Here is a 23,981-nt window from a genome sequence, read left to right on the forward strand (position 1 = left end):
TAGGAGGGAGGGCAGCTGTGGCACTGAGCTAGGCGTTTAAAATATCTGATTGCGAGGGGTAAAAATGCGTGTTGACCTGATGACTCGAGAGTACCCGCCCCACATTTACGGCGGTGCCGGGGTACATGTGGAAGAACTGGCAAAGGTGCTGCGAAATCGCGTTGAAGTGCGTGTTCACTGTTTCGACGGGCCGCGAAATCCTGGTGAGCCCGGCGGGGAAACGGGGGTTACCGGATACGACTATCCCGGCGGCCTGGACGATGCCAATGCGGCGCTGCGCACTTTAGGGATGGATTTGCGTTTCGTCACTGAAGCTGAGGGTGCGGATTTGGTTCACTCTCACACTTGGTACACGAATATGGCGGGATTGTGGTCGAAGCTGATGTATGACATTCCCCTCGTGATTACCGCGCACTCTCTGGAGCCGCTGCGTCCCTGGAAGGCTGAACAGCTGGGTGGGGGATACCGGCTGTCCTCTTGGTGCGAGAAAACCGCTTACGAGGCTGCCGACGGAATCGTGGCTGTGTCCCGGGCGATGAAGGACGACATTTTACGGTGCTACCCAGCGGTTTCCCCCGAAAACGTGCATGTAATCCACAACGGAATCGACCTTTCCTCTTGGGATGCCACTAAAGTGACGGCCGAATATCGCCGCCAGGTGTGGGCTGAATATGGCCTGACCGAAGGCCGCCCCACCGTTGCTTTTGTCGGACGTATCACTAGACAAAAGGGCGTACCACATTTGCTGCGTGCCCTACGGGAAGTCCCACGCGACACTCAGGTAATCCTGTGCGCCGGGGCACCGGACACCAAAGAGATTATGACCGAGGTAGAGGGGCTAGTTCATGAGCTGCAAGCCGAGATGCCAGGCGTAGTGTGGATATCAGACAAGCTGAATCGACAGGAGCTGGTGGCGTTGCTTAGTGGCGCTACCCTGTTTGTTACGCCCTCGGTTTACGAACCCCTGGGGATAGTGAACCTCGAAGCGATGGCGGTGGGTCTGCCAGTGGTAGCCTCTGATACCGGGGGGATTCCCGATGTAGTGGTGGATGGGGAAACCGGCTATCTGGTGCCCCTGGAACAGGTCAATGACGGCACCGGCACACCAATTAACCCCGAGAAATTCCAACACGACATGGCCGAGCGCATCAATGAACTGCTGCGTAACCCTGCCCGAGCTGCCAAGTTTGGGGCGGCCGGCCAGAAACGTGCCTCCGAGTATTTTACCTGGGAAGCAATTGGGGATAAAACGGTGTCCATGTATGAAAGCATTCTCGCGGGACGCTCCTGATGCCAGAAATAGTCAAGTGTGAAAATGTCAGTTTGTGGCGCGGGGACACCACTATACTCCAGAACATAAACTGGACGATTTCCCTGGGACAACACTGGGTGATTCTGGGGTCAAACGGGGCGGGAAAAACGACTCTGGTAGATATGCTGGCCGGGAGAATTTACCCCTCCCAGGGCTCGGTACGGGTTCTTGATGAAGCCCTGGGGCGGGTGGAAGTCGCGGAAATCCGTCAGCGGGTGGGGTATTCCTCGCCAGCGTTAGCCGCCCAGATTCCCGGCACCGAAACCGTGTCCCAAGTGGTGCTTTCCGCCGTGTGGGGAGTGACCGCTTCCGGACGGGAAACCTACGAAGACATTGATCGAATTAGGGCGGACTCCCTGATGGAACTGTTCGAGGTCACCACCCTGCGCCAGCGTCGTTTCGACACCCTGTCCCAGGGTGAAAAACAACGGGTCATGGTGGCCAGGGCTCTGATGATTGACCCCGAGATGCTGATTCTAGATGAACCGGCTGCGGCTTTGGATTTGGGGGGGCGGGAATTACTGCTCGAGGGACTAGCGGAACTGGCTCGAGACCCCAAGTCTCCGGCGATGGTGATGGTGACGCATCACCTGGAAGAAATCCCGCCCGGATTTACGCATGTCTTGGCGTTGAAAGACGGGAAAGTTTTTGCTGCCGGGCCAATAAACCGGGTGTTGACCAGCGCGGTGTTGAGCCAAATGTATGATTTGCAACTGGACGTAACCCAATCCCGGGGACGCTACAGTGCCAAACTAAGCTCGGCTTGAGGGCTGGCACCTCATGAAGCCGAAGAAAACTCCAGGCGGAAAACGCAACCAAGCCGGCGAAAACCCCAAACACCACCGAAAGGAAACACATGGACTCCCAACAAGAACACGTAATCCGCCAAGTTGCCCAGCGTGACGTGAGGCATGTCCGCCTGGTGTTCGTCGATATTCTAGGAATCCAGAAATCCGTGACCATCACGCCTGGCGAACTGGAGCGCGCTTTTACCGAGGGTGTGGCCTTCGACGGATCCTCGGTCGAGGGCTTCACGCGTATCAGCGAATCGGATATGCTGCTGTTTCCCGACGCGAACACCTTCCAAGTGGTGCCCCCGATTGGGGAAAATTCTGCGGATTTTGTGGGGCGCATGTTTTGCGACGTATTCAACCCCGACGGTACCCAGTCACACGCCGACCCGCGCTACATCCTGGAACGAACCATGGAACGAGCGGAACGGCTGGGCTTTGTGCCCTATATTCACCCCGAAATCGAGTTTTATCTGTTCCGACCCCCCGCCTCGGTGGAGGAAGAACTGATTCCGATAGACGACGGGAGCTATTTCGACCACGTGTCAGGCTCGGTCGGTAACGAATTCCGTCGCCGCGCCGTGCAAGTCCTAGAGGAACTGGGGATTTCCGTGGAATTCACCCACCACGAGATAGGACCTGGACAATACGAGATTGACCTGCGTTCCGTCGATGCCCTGTCATGTGCGGATAACTTCGTGACCCTGCGGGCGATTGTTGAAGAAATGGCTTTGGCCGAGGGATTGTTGGCGACTTTCATGCCCAAACCCGTGATTGAATACCCCGGAAACGGCTTGCACCTGCATTTTTCTTTGCATGAAGGCAATCGCAATGCGTTTTATGACCCGGCGGCGGACTATCACCTTTCGATTGTGGGGCGGCAATTTACAGCGGGGCTGCTGCATTATGCCAAAGAGATTTCGGCGGTGGTCAACCAGCATGTGAATTCGTATAAACGCCTGTGGGGCGGCAGCGAGGCACCGGCGTTTATTTGTTGGGGACATCACAATCGCGGGGCGCTGATTCGCGTGGCGGATCACAAACCGGGGATTCACACTTCCACCCGGGTGGAATACCGCGCTCCGGATCCTTCTTTGAATCCGTATCTGGCCTTCGCCTTGATCATCGAGGCCGGGCTGCGCGGTATTGAACAGCGCCTGGAGCTGCCCGAGGAAGCCGAAGACAATGTGTGGCAAATGAGTGATGCGGAGCGCCGCGCGGCCGGGATTCCGGTGTTGCCGCGTTCCTTGGCGGATGCGCTGGATTACCTGGTGGAATCCGAGTTGGTGCCCATGGTTTTAGGCGAGGAAGCCTTCGATTTCGTGTTGCGAGCGCGTCACGCCGAATGGGAGGACTATCGCCACCAGGTAACCTTGCAGGAAAGACGTCAGTTGTTGCATCTGCAATAGGCAGGGGTGCCCATGGCGCGGGAATATTCGCTGACCACAGCGCTTTTGACGGCGGGGATTCGCGAGGTCTCCCGGGGCAAGACCCTGTTGGAAGACCTTGTGGCGCGCTGTCCGGAGCTGGATATCCCGGTTTTGGTGGAATCCTTGGGACGGGTGGCCGACCCGGATTTAGCTTTGTTGAATTTGGCGCGGGTTTTAGAGGGCACTTCAGGCACTTCAGGCGGGTCAGGCGCGGCGGATGCGTCTGCGACAGTGGGTGCCTCGGTTGCGTCAGGTTTGCCGGTTGCGGGGGATACGGTTTCACGAGGTGCCATCTCGGATTCCAGGCGTAAGGGCACCGTTGAATCGGTCGAATTTCGAGGAATAGGCACGCGGGCTTTGCGGCTGCTGGGCTACTCCGAGTTTTTCGGCACCTATTTAGCGGCTCACCCGGGGGTGATTGCCACGTTGGAAGACGAACCGCAACCTGAAACCTTCTCGCACCGGCTGCTAGAAGCGGTGGCAGCGCGCAATCTGGGAGATGCGGAAAACCCGTGTTGGGTGGCGGGGGAAACGGCGGACGTGTTAGCACTGCGCCGTGCCTATTATGCGAATCTCGCGCAAATTGCGGCCGCAGACTTAGCCCGCGACAATCTGGCCAGTGCAAAGACCCAGTTCGAACCTACCGCTACCGCGATTTCTGCTTTGGTGGACGCGGCCTTGGAGGCCACCCTGGCGCTGGTGCGCCGCGACCTCGACCCTCACGGCGAGGTCGCTTTCACCGTGATTGCGATGGGGAAGGCCGGGGCGCGAGAGCTGAACTATATCTCCGATGTGGACGTGATTTATGTTGCCGAGCCGCGTGTTTTTGGTGGAGAATCGGGGAACGGAGAGGGACAACCCTCATCCTTGGCCACCCACCAGGTTTTGAGCCGTGCCACCGACATGGCGGTGGCTTTGGGTTCGCTGTGCTCGGCCACCCTAGAGGAACCTGCCCTGTGGGTGTTGGACACGGCTCTGCGTCCCGAAGGCAAGGATGGTGCTTTGGTGCGCGGCGTGGAATCACACCGGGAGTATTACGAGCGCTGGGCGAAGGCTTGGGAATTCCAAGCCTTACTGAAGGCTCGCCCCGCCGCCGGCGACCGAGCTTTGGGGGTGGCGTATCTTGCGGCTATCCAACCCTTCGTGTGGCAGGCCGTGGAACACGAGGGCTTCGTAGAGGAAACTCGCGCGATGCGCCGTCGGGTCGAGAAACTTCTCGATCCCAAAAAGGCGGGGCGTGAAATCAAACTTGGGGTTGGGGGTTTGCGTGATGTGGAATTCACCGTGCAACTGTTGCAACTGGTGCACGGTCGAGTGGATGAAAGCCTCCGAGTCGCCGCCACCCTGGAGGCTTTGCGCGTCTTAGTGTCTGGCGGGTATATCGGTCGTGATCAAGGCGAGGAGCTGGCCAATCACTACCGTTTTCTGCGAGTTTTGGAACACCGCGCCCAGTTGGGGCGGATGCGGCGGACGCATTTGTTTCCTACGGGGATGGAGCTGCGGCGCGTGGCGCATTCTCTTGATCCCGAACGTTTCGTCGCTGAATTGGCGCTGAAGACCGAGTGGGAAACGGTGCGCGCCCGGGTGCGCACCCTGCACGAGGAAATCTATTACCGACCCTTACTGCCGGCCTTGGCGAAACTCAGTGCTGGCGAGGCTTCTTTAGACCGCGAGGCCGCCGCTTCCCGGCTAAAGGCGATTGGTTACCGTGATCCGTTGCGCGCCTTGGGACACATCGAGGCTTTAACTCAGGGGGTGACTCGTCGCGCCGCGATTCAACGGCAACTGCTGCCCGTCTTGCTGGGCTGGTTCGCCGATGGGGTGAATCCCGATGATGGTTTGCTGGCTTTCCGTCAGGTTTCCGAGGCTTTGGGGGATACTCACTGGTATCTGCGCCTGTTGCGGGATTCCGGGACGGCTGCGAAACGCTTGACGACTTTGTTGTCGTCTTCGCCGCTGGTGGCTGGGCTTTTGCCGGAGAATCCCGAGGCGGTGGCCTGGCTGGATGATGACGTGGAACTGGCATTGCGCAGCCGCGAAGAACTCGAGACCGAGATCCTAGCGTCCTTCGAACGCCAGGCTGACCCGGGTCTTTGTGCCCAGCGTTTGCGCGATATTCGCGGGCGGGAATTGCTGCGTTGTGCCATCGTGGATGTGTTGGGGGGAATCGACCCGCTGCGGGTTTCGCTGCGGCTGGGGGCAGTGGGCGAGGCTGTGTTGGCTGGTGCCCTGGATTTGGCTTTACGTCGCCTCGGTACGGGAGCTGGTGCGGTGCCGGCATCGGGTGCGGTTTCCTCTGGGGGTGACCCCGGGGTTCATGAGGTGCCAGTCCAAGGCTTGGCTACTTGTGGTAAATATGCCCAGTACTTGATAGTAGCGATGGGACGTTTCGGTGGGGGTGAGAGCGGCTATCCCACCGATGCGGATGTGGTGTTTTACTATCAGCCCCACGATTCCAACCCTGAGGCCGTCCCGGCGGCGGCCATGGAAGCCCAGCAAATCGTGGCGATGATTCGAGAAATCCTGGGGGGAGTGGAACTCGGATCGTGGGTGGTGGACACGGATTTACGCCCCGAAGGGAAGGCCGGGCCGGCCGCCAAAGACCTCGACACTTTGGGTGATTACATGGCGCGCTGGGCTGAAATCTGGGAGCGCCAGGCTCTGTTGCGAGCCAATCCGATTGTGGGCAGCGCGGAGCTAAAAATCCGCTTTCAAGAAATCATTAATCCCTTTCGCTACGAGCAACCTCCGGATGAAAAGGAAATTAAATCCATCCGTCGGCTTAAAGCCCGGATGGAAAGCGAACGGCTCGGCACCCAGACTTTTGGTGTCACTCGCTCCCGTTCGGTCGGCTCACTGGCCTCACGTCAAGTGAAACTGGGGCCGGGGGGATTATCAGATGTGGAATGGGTGGTGCAGCTGTTGCAACTGTGTTTCGCGAAAGACCATCCCACCTTGCGCACCACCTCGACCCGGCAAGGCTTGCAAGCCGCCTGTGCTGCGGGGATAGTCGCTCCGCCGGATGCCCAGATTCTAGACGAAGCGTGGCTGTTGGCCTCGAAAATCCGGGCGGCGAATGTGCTGGGTTCGGGGCGTACCAGCGGTAAGAAACTCGACGTGGTGGCCACCGACAGGTTGCTAGTCACCACCGCTGCCCTGTTGGGTTATCCTGAAGGCTTCCAGCAAGACCTCCTGGAGGACTGGATGCGCACCGCCCGGTTGGCTCGTGCCGTGGTGGAAAAGGTGTTTTATGAATAAACCCCAAATTCCCTGTCAAGTATTTACTTACTTGAGACCAGGATGGCATCTCGGTAACCTTAGGGGGTATTCGACAAGCACCTCATGAAACGGAGAACAGATGCGGCTGGTACTGATACGGCACGGACAAACCAACTCGAACCTGACGGGAGCACTGGACACGGCCTATCCCGGGGCACCTCTAAACGAAACTGGACTAGCGCAAGCCGCCGCGCTGCCAGAGAAATACGAGCGTCTGGTGGGGGTGAAACCCGCGCGGATACACGCTTCCTTTATTGGACGCGCCCAGGAAACCGCTGCCCCCCTGGCCAAACACTACGGTCTTGAGGTAGTACCAGACGAGGATTTGCGTGAAGTTCTGGCCGGAGACATGGAGATGGAAACCGCCAAGGAATATACCGATGTGTATCTGCATACCGCCGTGGCCTGGGCTACGGGTCAGGACATGGAACGACGTATGCCGGGAGCGGAAAACGGTACCGAAACCCTGGCGCGTTTCGATCGGGGGATTGCGCGACTGACCGAAGGCTTAGCTGATGATGCCACGGTAGTGGCGGTAATTCACGGTGCCATTATGCGCGTGTGGGGAGTGCAGCGGCTGCGGGGCTTGACCTACGAGCTGATTGCCCAGTTCCCCTGCCAAAATGCCTCGATGACTGTGGCGGAAGGTAATCCGGAGGCCGGGTGGGACTTGAAACTGTGGTCCGACCAGACGCCCGAATCTTGGCCGGTAATCCCCGGGGATACCACCTTGCGCACCTCTAAGGAAACCCGCGAGATTCTCGAAAGTATGATTTATCACTAACAAGTTCTAACACTAGAGATGATAAAACGGTGACCTCGCATAAGCGGAGTCACCGTTACCATGTTTTGAGAGAAAGCAGTCGTTTACTGTTGGCTTTCTTTCCACTGTTCTATTTGTTTAGCGATTTCGGGATCGGAGATAGACGAGGGATCGCTGACCGCCTGTGCGAATTGCAAAATTGTCCACACCACGAATGCAGTAATCGCGACCCAGAGGATGAAACCAATCACGGACAGAACAGTGCCAACAATTGACATGGTTTTGCCGGGATATCCGGGATTCTTCGTAATTTTAGAGATGCTTATTCCGCCCAGAATGCCACCAATCAGCCCGAGCAATATCCCCAAGTAGGGAATGAGTATGCTCGTAATCCCCAGCACTAGCGAGGAGACCGCCAGACCATTTGTGGTTTTCTGGACTCCAGTCATCATCGTCGGGGTGCTGGTGCCCGGTTGTACTGGCGCGGTAGGAAAACTTTGTCCCACGGGGTTGTACTGTTGGGGTTGGGAAATATCCGAAGTGCCACCATTATCCACTGGGGCACCAGGGGTTGGGGATGCGAAAGGATTCTCATTAGACATTAACAAACCTCCAGCTCAGGTAGATTTTACTCATTCTATTACTTAAGAGTGTAACAGTAACTACCGGGAACAGGCTACAGCACTTTAGAAATAAACTCTTGGGTGCGGGCTTCCTGGGGGTGATCTAGCACTTCCGTGGGGGAGCCCATTTCGATAATCTGGCCGCCATCCATAAAGGCGACCTTATGTCCGACCTCCCGGGCAAAACCAATCTCGTGGGTGACCACCATCATGGTCATACCCCTGTGTGCCAAATCCTTCATTACTTGCAGTACTTCCCCTACCAGTTCCGGATCCAGCGCAGAAGTTGGTTCGTCGAAGAGCATCAGCTCAGGTTTCATTGCCAAAGCCCTGGCAATCGCCACGCGCTGCTGCTGGCCACCGGAAAGCTGGGCAGGATAGTGGTTTAGGCGGTCAGCCAAACCTACTTGCGCCAACAAATCCAGGGCTTCTTTTCGTGCTGTAGTTCGGTCAATCCCGGCTACATGAACCGGTGCCTCCATCACATTTTCTAGGGCAGTTTTGTGTGGGAACAGGTTGAAACGTTGGAACACCATGCCGATGCGTTCCCGCTGGGTGGAAATCACCTTGTCAGGAAGCTGATGTAAAACCGTGTCATGCCCGGTCAAAGCCCCGGTACGTTGACACCAATACAGTTGCCAGGCCGAACTTGGCGCTGGGGTTTCTTTTAAACCTAATAGTTGCCCATCGAAGTAAATTCGACCTGCGCTGATTTCCTCCAGCTGGTTAATACAGCGCAGCACCGTGGATTTCCCCGATCCGCTCGGTCCAATCAACACGCAAACCTCGCCTTTGCGAATGTCGAGGTCAACTCCCTTAAGAACGTGTAAATGTCCAAAGTACTTGTGTACCCCCCTAAGGGAAACCATCGTGTCAGCCACATCGGGTGGTACCGGTATTGTCTTAGTATTTTTACTCATGGTGTCACATCCAAAAATGCTCCGGGATTAGCCTGGGTTCGATCTGATTCTTTCACGCGGCGTTTCACGCGAGCAGAGCCGCCGTGGTTGAATCCTTTACCGAAGTGTTTTTCGAGATAGAACTGACCGACCATCAAAATCGAGGTCACCACCAAATACCAAATCGCGGCGCTAATCAGCATCGGCACTGGCATGAAAATCTGGCGTCCCAGGGCTTGGGCAGCGAAAGTCAGCTCCATCGTGAAAGGTATTGCTGAAACCAAGGAAGTGGTTTTCAACATGGAAATTGTCTCGTTACCGGTGGGGGGCACAATCACACGCATGGCTTGGGGCAAGATAATGCGGCGCATAATCAGGCTGCGTTTCATACCCAGGGCGGTGGCGGCTTCCCACTGCCCTGGGTCGACCGAGTTCAGCCCGGCGCGCACAATCTCGGCCAGATAGGCTCCTTCATTCAAGCCCAGCCCCAGGATGGCTGCCCACAGCACATTCCACACGACGTTTATGTCGATTTTAAACACTCCCACTCCAACGAAGGGATAGAGCGTGGGCAGCAGTCCCCAGAAAATCAGCTGGGTGTAAATCGGGGTGCCCCGGAAGAACCAGATATAGAACCAGGCCACGGATTTCAGCACCGGGTTGGGGGATTGACGCATAATCGCCATGGTCACGGCCAACACCACCCCGATGAACATCGCCGCCACTGTCAGCACCAGGGTGAAGCCGATACCGCGAATTATCGTGGGATGAAACAGATATTCCCACACCTTGTCCCAGTGATAGTTTGGGTTGGTAATCAGCGAGTTGATAATCAGCACCACTAGCGCTGCTACCAGGACGACACTGATGAGGCGCCCCGGCCGGAAAACCGGGCGTGGGTGGTTGCGTTCCAGTATGTCACTCATAATCGTTTCTTTTCATGAGGTGCCAGTCTAAACAGGCGTAAAGTCTCTTGCGTCCGGGTCTTTATTTCGTGTCAGGGTTCAGCTTGACTTCGGGGTATATGTCGCCATCCGCGCCATACACGGCCATGATTTCCTTGAATTTACCGGATTTCATCAGAGAATCCATCGCAGCCTTTACTGCCTTGGATAAATCCTGGTTCTTCTTATTCACCACTATTGCCAGGGGAGTGGTGTCAAAGATTTTCCCGACAGTTTCAAGCTGTCCTTCGGCTTTCTTGACGTTGTAGGCCGTAACCGGGTCATCGGCGATAACGGCATCGTATTGTCCTGAAATCACCTTGGGGATAACCATATTCACCAGGTCTTCTTTTTGAATCTTGATTTCGGGTTTGCCGGCCGCGAGGCATTCCTTGTTCAGCCGGGGTAAGACGTCTTCTTCTTGGTAGGAACCGGTCTGTACCCCAACGGTAGCCCCGCAGGGGTCGTCGGGGTTGAAACCGCTGGGATTGCCCTTCTTGACAGCAAACAGGGTTCCCATGTTTTTGAAAGCCAACATGTCATAGGTCTTGATACGTTCGGCGGTAACAGTAAAACCGGAGGCACCAATATCATAGGTGGAACCGACCTTCGGCAGTAGGGCGGCGAAAGTTTCGGTGGTGGTAGTACCGTCTTTGAGTCCCATTGTCAGAGCAATGGCTTTAGTTAAGTCCACTTCGGCACCGGTGGGGGTGGTGCCATCCTCTTTGAGCATTTCCAAGGGGGCGTAGTCGGTGGATGCCCCGTTGCGCAAGACATCACGTTCCTTGACATCTTTGGGAACTAGTTTGACGACTTCCGGGTCGGGTTTGATTGTCGAAAAATCGAATTCTTCGGTGGTGGCAGTCGGGCTTTGGCCAGCAGAATCCTTGGAGTCGCCGGGCTTTCCAGTGTCGCTGGCTGGCGTTCCGCAAGCGGTCAGGGCTAGGGCACAGGCAGCAATAGCGGCGGTGATGACGAGTTTTTGCATGATGTCTCCTTATATCGCTAACATTTACGAGTATAAATTTACAACGATATGAAAAATTATGCAAATTTTAAGACTGTCCCCTCATGAACCCACTGAGGCAAGAAATCTAGCCGTATAAAGCCCGACGATTGGGTCGAATCTTGGTGGGATCAATCCCCTTGGGGATAGGTAAGCCGTCCTTACGATGCAAGGCCTTCAGCCGCTTCACTACGGCCGGAACCTCATTGCGAGACAGTGCCTTGGGGAATTTATATGCAGTTTTCAACACTTTTTCTAGACGCACCTGGCCGTCATCGAAACCACATTCAATCGTGTGAATGGGCACCTGGGAAGCCACCCGAGCAGTCTTTTTCGTCTCGTCGGCAAGTAATTTAGCCACGCGGCTGTGCGGGCCTTCGCTGATTAGCAAAATTCCTTGCGGACCGACAAAGCGCCACACCAGGTCTTGTTCCTTATTGAAAGCCACTGGCTCGGTTTCTGGCACCCAAGAGCGGCGAATAATCTGAGACAGTGCCCCAACCGAGCCTTTCACCCTCTCAATCTGGCGCAACATGGCCTTGGAAATCAGCAGCGACAACCAGGCCATCGGCACCAATATCAACAACATCACGATAGTGATTGCCCCCCAAATCCAAGATTTGGTCAAAATCATATAGACCACGTTGGCGCCTATCACCACCACGAGGGTTCCCAAGATTGCCCAGGTCACCCAGGGAAAGCTGCGCTTTACAATCGTGTAGGAATCCTTGAGATTCTGGATGAAATTGCGTTTTTTACCGGTCGAGGAACCTTTGGAGCTCCCCGTTGCGGGTTTCTCAGTTTTCTTAGCCATCACGCCTATCTTATGCGCAAAACGTGTCAGGTCGAAACCTTTGCGGTAACTGGCGAAAAAAGAGTTTTCCACAGGCTGTAAAAAACTACTGGTGTTAGATGCTGATTTGCGATATATATTATATTATGAATCTTGATGGTTATGTTTTATATGAACCTGTTGGTTTTGGTGCTAAGGGGCCGATTTGGCGCGCGGTAGACCAACAAGGACGTAATTTCGCGCTGCAAGTCTTAGGGGCACAACTGCCGCCGGGAGTGGAAGAACGCATTGCCACCTTGCAAAAAATGGCCAGCAAATATGTTTTGCGCATTGAACAACTACGCAAGGTCACGGATGGGCGTTTCGTGGTGCTTTCTGAATTCTTAGAGGGACAAAACCTCGAGATTTTGCGCGCCGGGCGGCGTTTCACCCCCGAGCAGCTGGGCTTTATCGGGCGGTCTTTGGCGCAAGGCTTAGCGGATTTACACCAAGCCGGTTTGTTGCACGGTGATATTTCCCCCGCTAATGCCGTGGTGACTGCCCACGGCCGGGTGCTGTGGGTGGATGTTTTGGGCAGCGCCGAGGGCACCACCCTAGCTTTTCAAGAATCTCGTTCCGAATGCGGGAAAAATACCAGTGTCCGGGAGGAAGTATTTGCTTTTGCTCAGATGATGCTCGCTTTGGGGATGGATCCCCAACTTTTAGGTCGAGCCTTGCACCCCGACCCTATCCAGCGTCCCTCTGTGTCGGAACTTTGCCAGGCGTGGCAGAGTTTGCCGACAGCAGGAATCGATCTGTTAACACCCAACGAGCTGACCACCGCGAAAATGCGTGCCGCCGGTAGGGATGTCGCTACGACCCTGGAGCACCCTCCCAGTTCGCTGGAACCGGACTGTAGCATGGCATCGAGTCCGCGCCGCTCCCGCCGCAGTGCGCAAACCCGTGATTATCGGGGCAACCGACGCAATCAGGGCGCGGACAACTATACTGCACACGGCCATAAGCTGTTGAAAATCGCGATTCCGGCGTTGGGAGGAGCGGCGGCAGTCTTGTCGGCGGTGCTGTTGGTTTCACGTTTGCTGCCAGCGGCGGATGCTTTGCCAGAGACGAAAGAATTGACAGCAACTGGTGCATCCAGCGCCACAGCCTTACCACGTCCTGGGGAAATTTTGACTTCGAATTCGGGGGGAGCGGATAAAAGTGAATCCGCCCAAGAACTTGAGTCCGAAACCACGCCCGAGCCGGAACGTAATACCGAATCTGGGGCGAAGTCTGAAACGAACTCTGAAACAGAGTCCGAGGCGGAAGACAAATCCGGGAACAATTCCCCCCAAGATTCGACACCTTTACCCCAGACACCCTCGGCACCGGAAAACCTGTTGCCTCCGGCCGGACCCGAAGCTTCTGCTACGGGGGATTTGTTGAAAACCGGCAAGATTACTGATAACACCGAAGCCGCTGCGGTGCTCCAAGAGTTGCTATCCCTGCGGGACAAAGCGCTAGCATCCGGGGATGCCCGGGAGCTGGCGAATCTGACGGTACCCGCTTCGGTGGCTCAAAAGGCAGATGCGGATTTATTGTCCCGTCTGAAATCCAGTCAAACAAGGATTAACGGGTTGGCCACAGTGGTTAAAAGCGCCGAAATAATCAGTGCGGATAAAACCCAAGTGCGGCTGCGGGTAACTTTGGCTCAAGGCGCTTATACTCAAACTGACCGAATTGGGAATCAACACCAGGTTGTGGCTATTCCCGATGCTCAACAAGAGATGCTCCTCATGAAGCATCCGTGGAGAATTTCTAGCGTGGTGCGACTGCGGTGAGTCGTGCCACTAAGTGGCTAAGCCAGGATGGCTAGCGGTTACCGAACATAGGCCAAAATCGCACCGACTTCCACTGTTTCGTCTTCTTTCACCAAAATCTGGCTGATTACTCCAGAGATAGGGGAGGGCACTTCCGTGTCCACCTTGTCGGTAGAGACCTCCAAGAGGGGTTCATCCACTGTCACCGCGTCGCCCACTTGTTTCAGCCAGGTGGTTACGGTGCCTTCGGTAACGGATTCACCCAAAGCTGGCATCACAATCGGATTTCCTTCCCCGTTTGGCGCGGAGACATTCGGCGGCTCTATCGGGGTGGGAGCCGCCGAGCTTGCCGGTGGGGCAAACGGGACGACTGGAGCTGCCGGGGGCGCGGTAGGTGCCAGCGGCGCGGCGGGCGGTGCCGGGGTGGTTGACACGGCCGGTGGCATTGGTGGCACGGGTGGCATTGGCGGTACTGGTGGTGCCGGCGGCACGGGAGGCATTGGTGGCACTGGTGGTGCCGGCGGCACGGGAGGTGCCGGCGGAGCCGCGTGCGACACCGGCTGTGCGGAGGGGAGATCTGAGCCCGATTTGGTTGCCGCAGGAATCGACGCTGGTACAGGAGTCTCGGTTGGTTCTACAGTGGTTTTGTTTTGGTCGAAGGCGGCCGCGACCTCCGCAAAGAGTTGTGCTAGTCGGGCGACATCAAGCTCTCCGGTGGCGGTGCGGGGTGCAGCTGTCGGAATCACTGGAACCACCGGAGTCGCCGGGGATGCCGGCAACAACGGTGTAGATGGCACCGGTGGCGTGGGTGGTGTCGAGACTGCAGGGGACATCGTTGGTACCGGAGGCGTCGGTGTCGATGGGGATGCGGCTTCATGAGATGTTGGCGGAATTGCTGGCACAGCGGGCAAAACTGGCGCTGTCATCACCGGAGGAGTCGGCAATGGTGGGGGAGTCAAGGGCGGTGTTGCTGGTCTGGTCGAATCCTGCGGGAACACGCCTGCCGCATCCAAGACATCCTGTTTACGAATCCGTCCCCCCACGCCGGTGCCGGTAACCTGGCTCAAATCCACGCCTTTTTCGGCGGCGAGTTTCCGCACAATGGGGGTGATATACCCGCCGGTGACGCTAGCATCGCGGGGCGGTTCCACGGCTGGAGCTACTGGGGGAGCCGGTGGGGTGGACGGTGCTGTCGCGTCGGTGGGGGTGGTGCTACGTTCCGGTGTAACCGGTGGTATCGGCGATAGCACCGGTGGAGTCGGCTGGGGGGTGGATTCTGGTGATACGACCGGAGATTTCGCAGCTTTGGGAGGTATCGGTGGCACACTTGGATAAGACCACTCCACCGAAGCCTTGCCTTCGGGGGTTATGGTGACAGTGGAGGGAATTTCGGGATTCGGGACGGTGGGAGCCGGGACGGGAGCCGCTGGTTCACTAGGTTCCGCTTCGAGCTCCAGGGCAGAGCCCACCACCGCCAAGGGGGTGCCCACGTCTACGGTTTCGTCTTCGGATACCAGGATTTTCAACAACACTCCGGCTACCGGCGAGGGAACCTCGGTGTCGACTTTGTCGGTGGAAACTTCCAACAAAGGCTCATCGAGGGCGACAACTTCGCCAACCTGTTTTAACCAGGTAGTAACGGTACCTTCGGTTACAGATTCACCTAAAACCGGCATTGCAACAATTTCAGACATCTAGGTTTCCCTCTTTTGGAATCGGTTTTCTAATTTCTAAGATACCTTGCCAGGCTTAGCCGTGCAGCGGTTTTCCGGCCAGAGCCATTGCAGCTTCGCCAATCATCTCGTTTTGAGTGGGGTGGGCGTGGGTCAGGAAGGCCAAATCAGTGGCCTCGGCTTCCCAGTTCACCATCAACTGTCCCTCGCCAATCTGTTCACCCATGCGCTGCCCCAAGGCGTGGAATCCCACAATCGACCCGCCCTTTACTTGCACCAGTTTCACAAAACCGGTGGCACGCAGCATTTGAGACTTCGCATTACCGAGCATGTTAGATTTGGCGGTTTCAATATTCTCGGCTCCGTAAATTTCTTTGGCCTTTTCTTCTGTGAGCCCTACCGAGGCGATTTCTGGTTCACAGAAGGTGACCCGGGGGATATTATCAGCTGGTACAACCTGGGGGTGCAGGCCGGCGATTTCTTCGGCTACGAAAATTCCCTGCATCATGGCTCGATGCGCTAGTTGCGGGCCGGACACAATGTCTCCTACCGCATAAATGTTGCCTACTCCCGTGTGCAGCCGTTCATTAGTGGTCACGAAGCCGCGATTCAAGGAGATACCTTGAGACTCGTATCCCATATCGGCAGTGTTGGGGGCGCGTCCAATCGCCACCAGCAGGTAATCGGCTCGAAGTTGCTGGCCATCCTCGGTACTGACATTCACGCCCGAGGCATCTTCCGTGGCAGCCGCAAAACGGGTATTGGTTAAAATCTTAATCCCGCGTGATTTAAAGGCTTTTTCTAAGCCCTTGGACACATCCGTGTCTTCGTTAGGAACCAGGTGGGGGAGTGCCTCGATAATCGTGACATCTGCCCCGAAAGATTTCCACAGCGAGGCAAACTCCACCCCAATAACTCCACCGCCCAGAATAACTACGGAGCCAGGAACATAGTCGAGGAACAAGGCATGTTCCGAGCCAATAATCCGCGTCCCCAAGTGCATCCCCAGATTCTTGGTGAAAGAACCCGAAGCCAACACTATATGTTTCCCGCGCAGTACCCGATCCCCTACGGTAATGGTATCTGGACTGGTCAAGTATCCGCGCCCCGAAACCAGCTCGACATGGCGGGCTTTAACCAGGCCTTGTAAACCCCGGTACATCTTGTCGATTACCTCGGACTGAAACTCCTTAACTTTCAGCATGTCGACACCCGAAAAAGTGGCGGTTACCCCCCATGCGGTACTTTCCCGAACCGTATCGGCTACTTCCGCCGCTCGCAGCAGCGCTTTAGTGGGGATACATCCCCGGTGCAGACAGGTGCCACCGAGCTTATCGGCTTCTACCAAGGCCACGGCCATCCCCAGGTTAGCGGCGCGTAAAGCGCAAGCATATCCGCCGTTACCGCCGCCTAGAACAACAATGTCAAACAAATCTTCACTCAAAGTAAACTCCCATGTTTTTAGATGGCACCTCATGAACCCCACCGAAACGTAGCCGAGGGGATTACCTCAACAATATTATGACATAGCTGGGTGGGGTGATGCACCGAAACTCTAGGCAGAGGGCTTGCGGAAATTCTCCAACAAATCCACCAAGGTGCGAAGCCCGTAGCCGGTGCCGCCTTTCGGGGTGCATCCCCAGGCCGAACCGCTGTTGAAACCAGGACCCGCAATATCCACATGCGCCCAGTAGGCATCCTTGATGAAATGCCGCAAGAACAAACCGGCCAAAGGCATCCCGCCTTCGCGTTTAGTCCCTGAGTTACGCATATCCGCCACCTCGGACTTCAAATCCTCGGCCAGATGCTCCGGCAAGGGGCACGGCCACGCCAACTCGCCAACACGCTTCGCGGCAGCGAAGTACTCATCCTTGGCGGAACCCATCACCCCGGCAGTTCGCGACCCTAAAGCCACTACCTGCGCTCCGGTCAAAGTCGCCATATCCACCAGCAAATCCGGTTTCTGTGCCAGTGCCATCGCGATGCCGTCGGCCATAACCAAGCGGCCTTCGGCATCAGTATTGTTAACCTCAACACTGGTGCCATCTTTCATAATGATAATGTCATCATTACGGGTCGCACCCCCGCTGACCATATTTTCCGCACAAGTCAACCAGGCCGTGACCTTCACTGGCAGCTGCAGCCGCGCTGCCGCCAAAACCGTGTTACCCATGGTGGCAGCCCCGGTCATATCCGCCTTCATAGTTACCATGGAACTGGGGGGTTTCAAAGCGTATCCACCGGAATCAAAGGTAATTCCCTTGCCCACCAAAGCGATGTGTGCCCGGTATTCGGCGGGTTCATAGGTCATTTTGACCAAAACTGGTTTGCGCTTCGAGCCGCGTCCCACCGCGACAATCCCGCCGAAACCTTCGGCTTTCAAAGCCGCATAATTCCAGATTTTCACCTTTACCGGCAGGTTTTTGGCGGCGCTTTCCATCCACTTCGCCAGTGTCTCGGGATAGAGCGCGGAGGGAGAGGTGTTGACCAAATCACGAATATCGGCCACGGTCTTGGCGATAACCTCTACCCGATTGCGAGTATAAGCATCTAGCGCGGGGGCTTCACTAGGCAGCAAAATCCGTTCCAGACGCTGGGGCTTTTTGGTCAAGTACTTATCGAAACGATATCCGCCCAACAAGGCACCCTCGGCTATCGCGGCAGTTTCTTCGCGGCTCCGGGCGGGCAGTGACAAAACAAGTTCTTTGGCTTCGGCTAAGCGAGTGGCTGCCCCTGCGGCTTCGCGCAGCACCTCGGTGGCGCCGCAATCGGCGTATAAATCGCCCAGGCCAGCAAAAATCACGAAAGGAGCCTGGAAATTATGCGGGGTGGGGGTGCGCCAGGCCTCGCCAGCCTTGCCTTTCACTCCGGCAGAGCGGGCAAAATCCTGCAAGGCGGGACAGGTAGGAACAGCTATGTGGCCGTCCTTATCCACGCTAACCCCTAGAATGAGGGGGGAAGTACAGTCGGACAGGGAACCGGAATAAGTGTCAATAATGCTCATGCTCGAAGCTTACTTGGAAATCCAAGTATTTGCAGCGCCTCGCCCGGCGCTTTTTGATAGCTTGAAACGGGGTATCGGCTGATGCGCCCCGAAAACTTCCCGAAACCCGCCGAAATCCCCACCGCACCCGGGGTGTACCGCTGGCGTGATGCCCACGGGCGGGTTATCTATGTTGGCAAGGCAAAAAATCTGCGTAACCGCTTGACCTCGTATTTTGTTGACCCTGCAAAACTGCATCCGCGTACCGCAAAAATGGTCGCCACCGCCGAATCGGTTTCCTGGGTAGTGGTCGGTTCCGAAGTTGAGGCTTTGACCCTGGAATATACCTGGATTAAAGAATACGACCCCAAATTCAACGTTATGTTCAAGGACGACAAGTCCTATCCGTATTTTGCGGTTACCCTGAACCAGGAATTCCCCCGGATGGGAGTGCTACGTTCGGCGCATCAACGGGGAGTGCGGTATTTCGGCCCCTACACGGCCGTGTGGGCGATTCGCCAAACCTCGGATTTGTTGGAAACCGTGTTTCCGGTGCGTACCTGTACTGACGGAGTGTTCGCGCGGGCACGCGCGGCGGGGCGGGCGTGCCTAAAAGGCTATATTGGCCGGTGCAGCGCGCCGTGTATCGGGCGAATCAGTGCCGCCGAACACCGCGAGTTGGCTAATCGGGTTTGTGACTTTATGTCGGGTCATGAAGCAGGCTTGCTGCGTGACCTCGAAAACCAGATGTGGGCGGAATCCAAGGCCTTCCGTTTCGAAGAAGCCGCCAAAAAACGCGACCAGCTCGAAGCTTTGCGCAAGGTTTTAGAGAAGAACGCGGTGGTGATGGACACGGACACGGATGCGGATTTATTCGCCCTGGCTGCCGATGAACTGCAAGTTTCGGTGCAAGTGTTCTATGTGCGAGCCGGACGGATTCGCGGTCAGCGTGGCTGGATTTCCACCATTGAAGAAGACGTTGATACCTCGGAGCTGATGAGCTTCGCTTTGGAACAAATCTATGGGCAAGTTGCAGCGAAACTGGCTCAAAGTGGGGGAGCGCAGTTGCGCGAACCGAGCTCTGCGACGGATGTGGCGCATTTCGACACGACCTATATCCCCAAACAAATCCTGGTTTCTGTTATTCCCGCCGACCCGGCCTCGCTGGAAGCGTGGTTGTCGGGTTTGCGTGGGTCTAAGGTCACGATTCGTCGCCCCCAACGTGGGATGAAACGTGAGGCCGTAGAGCGGGTGGAACTGAACGCGGTAGACGGGTTGCGGCTGTACAAGACTCGACGAGCCAGTGATTTGACGCAACGTAACCTGGCTTTGAACGAGCTGGGGAGGGCTTTGGGGATTGATCCGCCCCTACGCGTGGAGTGTTATGATATTTCGCATACTCAGGGCACTTTTCAGGTTGGCTCGATGGTGGTGTTCGAAGACGGAGCCCCCCGCAAGAATGCTTACCGTAAATTCACGGTGCGAGGCTCGCAGGGTCAGGGGGCGGCCGATGACACCGAGGCCATGAACGAAGTATTGCGGCGGCGTTTTGAGCGACTTATCCAGGAAGAAACGCCAGCACCTCATGAAGTCGAACCCGCCGTAACCGATCGAGGCGACCCGGCGGCGCGGTACGTCGGGGAATCGTCTGTCGCGGGGGACGTTGGTGACGCGGCTGCACGAGGTGCCAACCCCAATCCCGGCGAGGGCTTGAGCGGCGACCCCTCCGGGGAAATCCGCGAACCCAGGCGGTTTTCCTATCGACCTGACCTGGTGGTGGTGGACGGGGCTCTGCCCCAAGTTCATGCCGCGCGTGCCGCGATGGATGCGGCGGGAGTCTGGGATATCCCGGTGGTGGGACTGGCGAAACGCCTGGAGGAAGTCTGGACAGTGGACTCCGATTTCCCGGTGATTTTCCCGCGTACCTCTACCGCCCTGTACCTGCTGCAGTATTTGCGTGATGAATCACACCGCTTCGCCATTACCGCGCATCGCAAGAAACGCGGCCAAGCCATGACTCGCTCGGTTTTGGATGGGATTCCCGGATTGGGGCCGGTCAAACAAAAAGCCTTGTTGAAACACTTTGGCTCTTTGCGTCAAATCCGTCGCGCTAGCGCCGAAGATATCAGTAAAGTCCCCGGTTTCGGCCGAATTTTAGCAACACAAGTAGTAAAATATCTGCAAGAAAACCTGGAACCTGGTAAGAATTAAATTATGTCAAACACTTCCGGAAAGCTGCGCTTAAACAACTTGCGGTTTAACCTGCTTGCCAAGAATCTTGTCAGCGGGGTTGGAGTGCTGCTCACTCCCGGATTGGTGTTCTTGGTGTCTTTAACTGTCTTGTGGAGCCTGTACTCTCGGGTCGATAGGGGAACCACCCTGGATGTCAACTGGACAGCCGTGATACTTAGCCTGGTAGCTGCGGTGGTTGTGGGTGGTGTGACATCTTGGTGGCTGATTCGCTTTATTTCCCGCTCTATCACCGCAGCAGCGGCCTCGGTAGCGCAATCGGCGCGAATGATGGCGCAAGGTGATTTCACGGTGGCGGCTCATGGAGTAACGAATGACGAACTGGCCGACCTTGCCGCTGAGATGAACCAGACCCGCCAAGCCTTGAGTGCGCTGTTGACCGACACCAGCCAGGTTTACCGAGAAGTCTCGGCCAAAGAAATAAAACTGCGTGAATCCCTGGAAAAGCTCAGCGTTGCCGGGGAACAAGTCAATGCCAAAGCTACCCAGGTAAACCAACACTCCCAAGAGCTCAGCCGCGTCACGAAACGGCTTACCGAGGTCGCGGGTGATATTTCGCAATCTCGGCGTGACATTGCGGCTTATGCCAATAAGGCCTTAGAGGTTGGGCGCGGCGAAATTATGGAAGTGGAAATAATCTCGGCGATGATTACCGAATTTCAGCGCGAATCCGGGGAAATCGTCCAGGCCGTCGAAAAGATTGCGGATATCGCGGAACGTACCAGTTTGCTGGCTCTCAACGCTACTATTGAATCGGCCAAAGCGGGGGAAACTGGTGCCGGATTCGCGGTGGTGGCCGGGAAAATCAAGGAACTGGCGGTGCAAACCAGTGTCTCGGCGACTGCTGTCACCGAGGCTTCCGCCGAGATTCAGACACGATGCGACCACGCGGTGGGGGCTACCCAGACCGTCAACGAAAAGTTGTCGATTATTAACTCTTCCCAAGATGAATCCAGCCAGGCTATCACCGACCAAGCTGCGATAGTGTGCGCGATGGAACAGTCTTGTGCCCAGGCTTTTTCCGAATCAGAAACCTTGGCTGGCGAAATCACTAGTATCACAGCGGCGTCCCAATCCATTGCAGCCAGCCTGAAAAACCTCACCGACGAGGTTACGGATATGAACCAGGACATCGAAGCGGTTCACACCCTGATTGATACGCTGTGCTTGCAGTCGGGTATCATGTCGGCAACGCCGGGCGTTACCGAAGACGCTACCGGATACCGGGGGATTGAGCCATGAAAAGCCTGAAACTCGGTATCACTGGACAGTTCAAGCTCACGGCCTATCTTAGCTATGGGTTTTCGGGGTTGATGATTGTCTTATTGCTGCTTGGCTTGGCAGGATTGGGATCCGTTACCGATCCCGAGGCGCAAAAACAAGCGATTGTCAACCAACTGTGGGAACAAGTGGCAGTGATGGTGGTTTTAGCTATCGTCGGCACTGTTATCGGTTTCGTGATGCGCGCCCGCATTCAACGTGCGGTGGCGGCGGTGTCTCGGGTTCTCGAAGCCTCGGCGGCCGGAGTTTTGACTCAAAGAGCCAAGGTGTTTTCTTACGACGAAATCGGGTCGCTGTCTCAGTCCGTCAACGAGGCGATGGATGCCTTGCAATATTTGGTGGGGCAGTTGCGCGACGGGGTGGGGCACATCGAGGATTTTGCCCACCAAGCCAATCGAGAAACCACCATTATTCAGGCCGAAAACGAGAGTGTCTTTGAGTCCACTCGGACTTTGTCAGCTACGAGTGTGAACCTGAATTCAATGACGGAGTCCCTGACTGAAAACGGTACCGCTGTCGCGGGAGACATCGCGAAGCTTTCGGGAATTGCGGCGGGTAACGCCCAGTTGCGTGCGGAAGGTCTGACGGCAGCGGGGGATTTGAACACAGCGGTTGCGGAACTGAAGGACGCGGTGGACAAGATTTACAATCTGATGGAAGGCATTAGATTGATCTCTGGGGAAACTAATATGCTGGCTTTGAATGCCACGATTGAAGCCGCACGTTCCGGGTCGGCGGTTAAAGGCTTTAAAGTGGTGGCTGACCAGGCCAAAGACTTGGCTTCCCAGACGGCGGAAACCACCGAGGAAGTTCTGACTCAGGTCGCGGATTTGCAAAAACAAGCCGGTGAAAGCGTGTTAAAAATCGCCGAATTGAACACCCAGATGCAAACGTTAAGTTCGGGGCAGTCAGAGGCGAGTACGGCATTGTCCTCCCAAGAAAAATCCTTGGGGCGCAGTGACGAGGGGATCTCGGCGGTGCGGGATGTGGCGGCGGAAGTCGCGGCACAGGCCAGTGATTTATCTGCGTTGGTAGAGGAATCCCACGCGGAATCCTCGCGTTTCCAAGAGCGCATGTCCCTTTTGGCTGGGGATGTGGCGGCTTTGAACGCCCGGGTGGCACAGTTCACGGTCTGATTTCTGCCTGTCCCTTGAAATTTCCTCCCGCTGTTATTTTCCTCGCTGATTCCTCGCTGATTCCTCGCTGATTCCCGCTTGTCTCATATTAATCCTCGGGCTTATAGCTTTTGCCCGCGAAATCCTGGGCGCGACCCGCCTCCCGTATTTGCCTCCGGGCGGGGACAGTAATTTGCCAAACCTGGGATGAAGCCGGGTGAAAAGATTCCCGGGGCATGGGCTAAACTGGAGTGATGGAATGTAGTTTCGGGTCGGTGGATGTGTCACAGCTACGCCTGGTGGCTTTCGATTTGGATGGTACCCTGGCGCCTTCTAAGTCCCCGATAGTTCCGGCGATGGCGCGGTCTTTGGAACGTCTCTTGTCGCGTTTTTCGGTGGGGGTCATGAGTGGCGGGCTGCTGTCCCAGTTTCAAACACAGTTGTTGTCTGGCCTGAAATTGGGGGAGGTCGCCGGGAATTTGCACCTGTTGCCGACTTGTGGCACCCAGTACTATCGCCTGGATAATGACGGGCAACCCCAGGCGCTGTATGTCGAAGCCCTCAGTGATGCCCAGCGGGCGGCGGCTGTTCGCACCTTGGAGGCGGCCGCCCGGGAACTGAGGTTATGGGAAGCGAATCCTTGGGGGGAAATCATCGAAGACCGAGGAACCCAGATTACTTTCTCGGCCTTGGGTCAACGTGCCCCTTTGGAAGCAAAGACGGCTTGGGATCCGGATGGATCCAAGAAACGCGCTTTGGCGGTTTTGGTGCAGCGGCAGTTGCCGGATTTGTCGGTGCAAGTCGGAGGAACAACTTCGGTGGATGTGACTGCCCAGGGGATTGACAAGGCTTATGGGATGCGCGCGTTACTGGCGCAGACGGGATTGCAGGCTTCCCAGGCACTGTTTGTGGGCGATCAGCTGGTACCGGAAGGCAATGACTATCCCGTGGTGTCCACCGGGGTGGCCTGCCAGGTGGTCGCGGGATGGGAAGAAACTTTGTCCTGGATTGAGAATCTGTTAATGGACACATAGTGTCAA

At 56.3% G+C, this 23,981-nt stretch carries 18 protein-coding genes; 10 read left to right on the forward strand and 8 right to left on the reverse strand.

Going from position 1 to position 23,981, the window contains the following annotated elements; all coding sequences use genetic code 11:
* The first annotated feature begins 64 nt into the window (after positions 1-64).
* The 5 genes from glgA to F4555_RS03730 all read left to right on the forward strand — a co-directional run bounded on the left by glgA (position 65) and on the right by F4555_RS03730 (position 7,596).
* Complete coding sequence (glgA, locus tag F4555_RS03710; RefSeq protein WP_004012532.1) at positions 65-1,291, forward strand: glycogen synthase; 1,227 nt, start codon at positions 65-67, stop codon at positions 1,289-1,291.
* Positions 1,291-2,079 (forward strand): ABC transporter ATP-binding protein, encoded by a 789-nt coding sequence (locus F4555_RS03715; RefSeq protein ID WP_004016899.1) that lies wholly within the window; start codon positions 1,291-1,293, stop codon positions 2,077-2,079. Before glgA ends, F4555_RS03715 begins: the two co-directional genes overlap by 1 nt.
* 89 nt (positions 2,080-2,168) lie before the next feature.
* Positions 2,169-3,512 (forward strand): glutamine synthetase family protein, encoded by a 1,344-nt coding sequence (locus F4555_RS03720; RefSeq protein ID WP_004012529.1) that lies wholly within the window; start codon positions 2,169-2,171, stop codon positions 3,510-3,512.
* A gap of 12 nt (positions 3,513-3,524) precedes the next feature.
* Positions 3,525-6,791 (forward strand): bifunctional [glutamine synthetase] adenylyltransferase/[glutamine synthetase]-adenylyl-L-tyrosine phosphorylase, encoded by a 3,267-nt coding sequence (locus F4555_RS03725; protein WP_004014901.1) that lies wholly within the window; start codon positions 3,525-3,527, stop codon positions 6,789-6,791.
* Between the two features lie 100 nt (positions 6,792-6,891).
* Entirely contained in the window at positions 6,892-7,596 is a 705-nt protein-coding gene (locus tag F4555_RS03730; protein ID WP_004012527.1) for a histidine phosphatase family protein, read from the forward strand.
* Positions 7,597-7,679: 83 nt separating this feature from the next.
* Here F4555_RS03730 and F4555_RS03735 read toward each other — a convergent pair whose 3' ends face one another.
* The 5 genes from F4555_RS03735 to F4555_RS03755 all read right to left on the reverse strand — a co-directional run bounded on the left by F4555_RS03735 (position 7,680) and on the right by F4555_RS03755 (position 11,861).
* Positions 7,680-8,177, reverse strand: a complete 498-nt coding sequence (locus tag F4555_RS03735; RefSeq protein ID WP_036383906.1) for a DUF4190 domain-containing protein — start codon at positions 8,175-8,177, stop codon at positions 7,680-7,682.
* 74 nt (positions 8,178-8,251) lie between these two features.
* Positions 8,252-9,118 carry an amino acid ABC transporter ATP-binding protein gene (locus F4555_RS03740; RefSeq protein WP_004014904.1) on the reverse strand — a complete coding sequence of 289 codons (867 nt, stop codon included), beginning with the start codon at positions 9,116-9,118 and terminating at the stop codon, positions 8,252-8,254.
* Positions 9,115-10,023, reverse strand: coding sequence for an amino acid ABC transporter permease (locus F4555_RS03745; protein WP_004012524.1), 909 nt, complete (start codon positions 10,021-10,023; stop codon positions 9,115-9,117). Before F4555_RS03745 ends, F4555_RS03740 begins: the two co-directional genes overlap by 4 nt.
* 61 nt (positions 10,024-10,084) lie before the next feature.
* Positions 10,085-11,029, reverse strand: a complete 945-nt coding sequence (locus F4555_RS03750) for a transporter substrate-binding domain-containing protein (RefSeq protein WP_004014906.1) — start codon at positions 11,027-11,029, stop codon at positions 10,085-10,087.
* Between the two features lie 106 nt (positions 11,030-11,135).
* A complete protein-coding gene (locus F4555_RS03755; protein ID WP_231282786.1) occupies positions 11,136-11,861 on the reverse strand; it encodes a DUF4191 domain-containing protein in 726 nt (241 codons plus the stop codon).
* A 125-nt stretch (positions 11,862-11,986) separates the two neighbouring features.
* On the opposite strand from F4555_RS03755, the gene F4555_RS03760 reads away from it, so the two are divergent.
* Positions 11,987-13,660, forward strand: a complete 1,674-nt coding sequence (locus F4555_RS03760; RefSeq protein WP_244854367.1) for a protein kinase domain-containing protein — start codon at positions 11,987-11,989, stop codon at positions 13,658-13,660.
* Positions 13,661-13,698: 38 nt separating this feature from the next.
* On the opposite strand, the gene F4555_RS03765 is transcribed toward F4555_RS03760, so the two are convergent.
* From F4555_RS03765 to F4555_RS03775, 3 genes are all read right to left on the reverse strand, one after another.
* Positions 13,699-15,333 (reverse strand): biotin/lipoyl-containing protein, encoded by a 1,635-nt coding sequence (locus tag F4555_RS03765; protein ID WP_114990824.1) that lies wholly within the window; start codon positions 15,331-15,333, stop codon positions 13,699-13,701.
* Positions 15,334-15,388: 55 nt separating this feature from the next.
* Positions 15,389-16,789, reverse strand: coding sequence for a dihydrolipoyl dehydrogenase (lpdA, locus tag F4555_RS03770; RefSeq protein ID WP_004012518.1), 1,401 nt, complete (start codon positions 16,787-16,789; stop codon positions 15,389-15,391).
* A gap of 78 nt (positions 16,790-16,867) precedes the next feature.
* Complete coding sequence (locus F4555_RS03775; protein ID WP_115326072.1) at positions 16,868-18,316, reverse strand: leucyl aminopeptidase; 1,449 nt, start codon at positions 18,314-18,316, stop codon at positions 16,868-16,870.
* Between the two features lie 81 nt (positions 18,317-18,397).
* Between F4555_RS03775 and uvrC the strand changes: the two genes are divergently transcribed.
* From uvrC to F4555_RS03795, 4 genes are all read left to right on the forward strand, one after another.
* On the forward strand, positions 18,398-20,506 hold the full coding sequence (gene uvrC / locus F4555_RS03780) for an excinuclease ABC subunit UvrC (protein WP_115326071.1): 2,109 nt from the start codon (positions 18,398-18,400) through the stop codon (positions 20,504-20,506).
* Between the two features lie 3 nt (positions 20,507-20,509).
* On the forward strand, positions 20,510-21,787 hold the full coding sequence (locus tag F4555_RS03785; RefSeq protein ID WP_039886083.1) for a methyl-accepting chemotaxis protein: 1,278 nt from the start codon (positions 20,510-20,512) through the stop codon (positions 21,785-21,787).
* Complete coding sequence (locus F4555_RS03790; protein WP_115326070.1) at positions 21,784-22,962, forward strand: methyl-accepting chemotaxis protein; 1,179 nt, start codon at positions 21,784-21,786, stop codon at positions 22,960-22,962. The genes F4555_RS03785 and F4555_RS03790 overlap by 4 nt, the downstream gene beginning before the upstream one ends.
* Before the next feature lie 233 nt (positions 22,963-23,195).
* Entirely contained in the window at positions 23,196-23,975 is a 780-nt protein-coding gene (locus tag F4555_RS03795) for an HAD-IIB family hydrolase (protein ID WP_115326069.1), read from the forward strand.
* The last annotated feature ends 6 nt before the right edge of the window (positions 23,976-23,981 follow it).

It is taken from the genome of Mobiluncus mulieris (genome assembly GCF_014204735.1).
Taxonomy (GTDB): Bacteria; Actinomycetota; Actinomycetes; order Actinomycetales; family Actinomycetaceae; genus Mobiluncus; species Mobiluncus mulieris.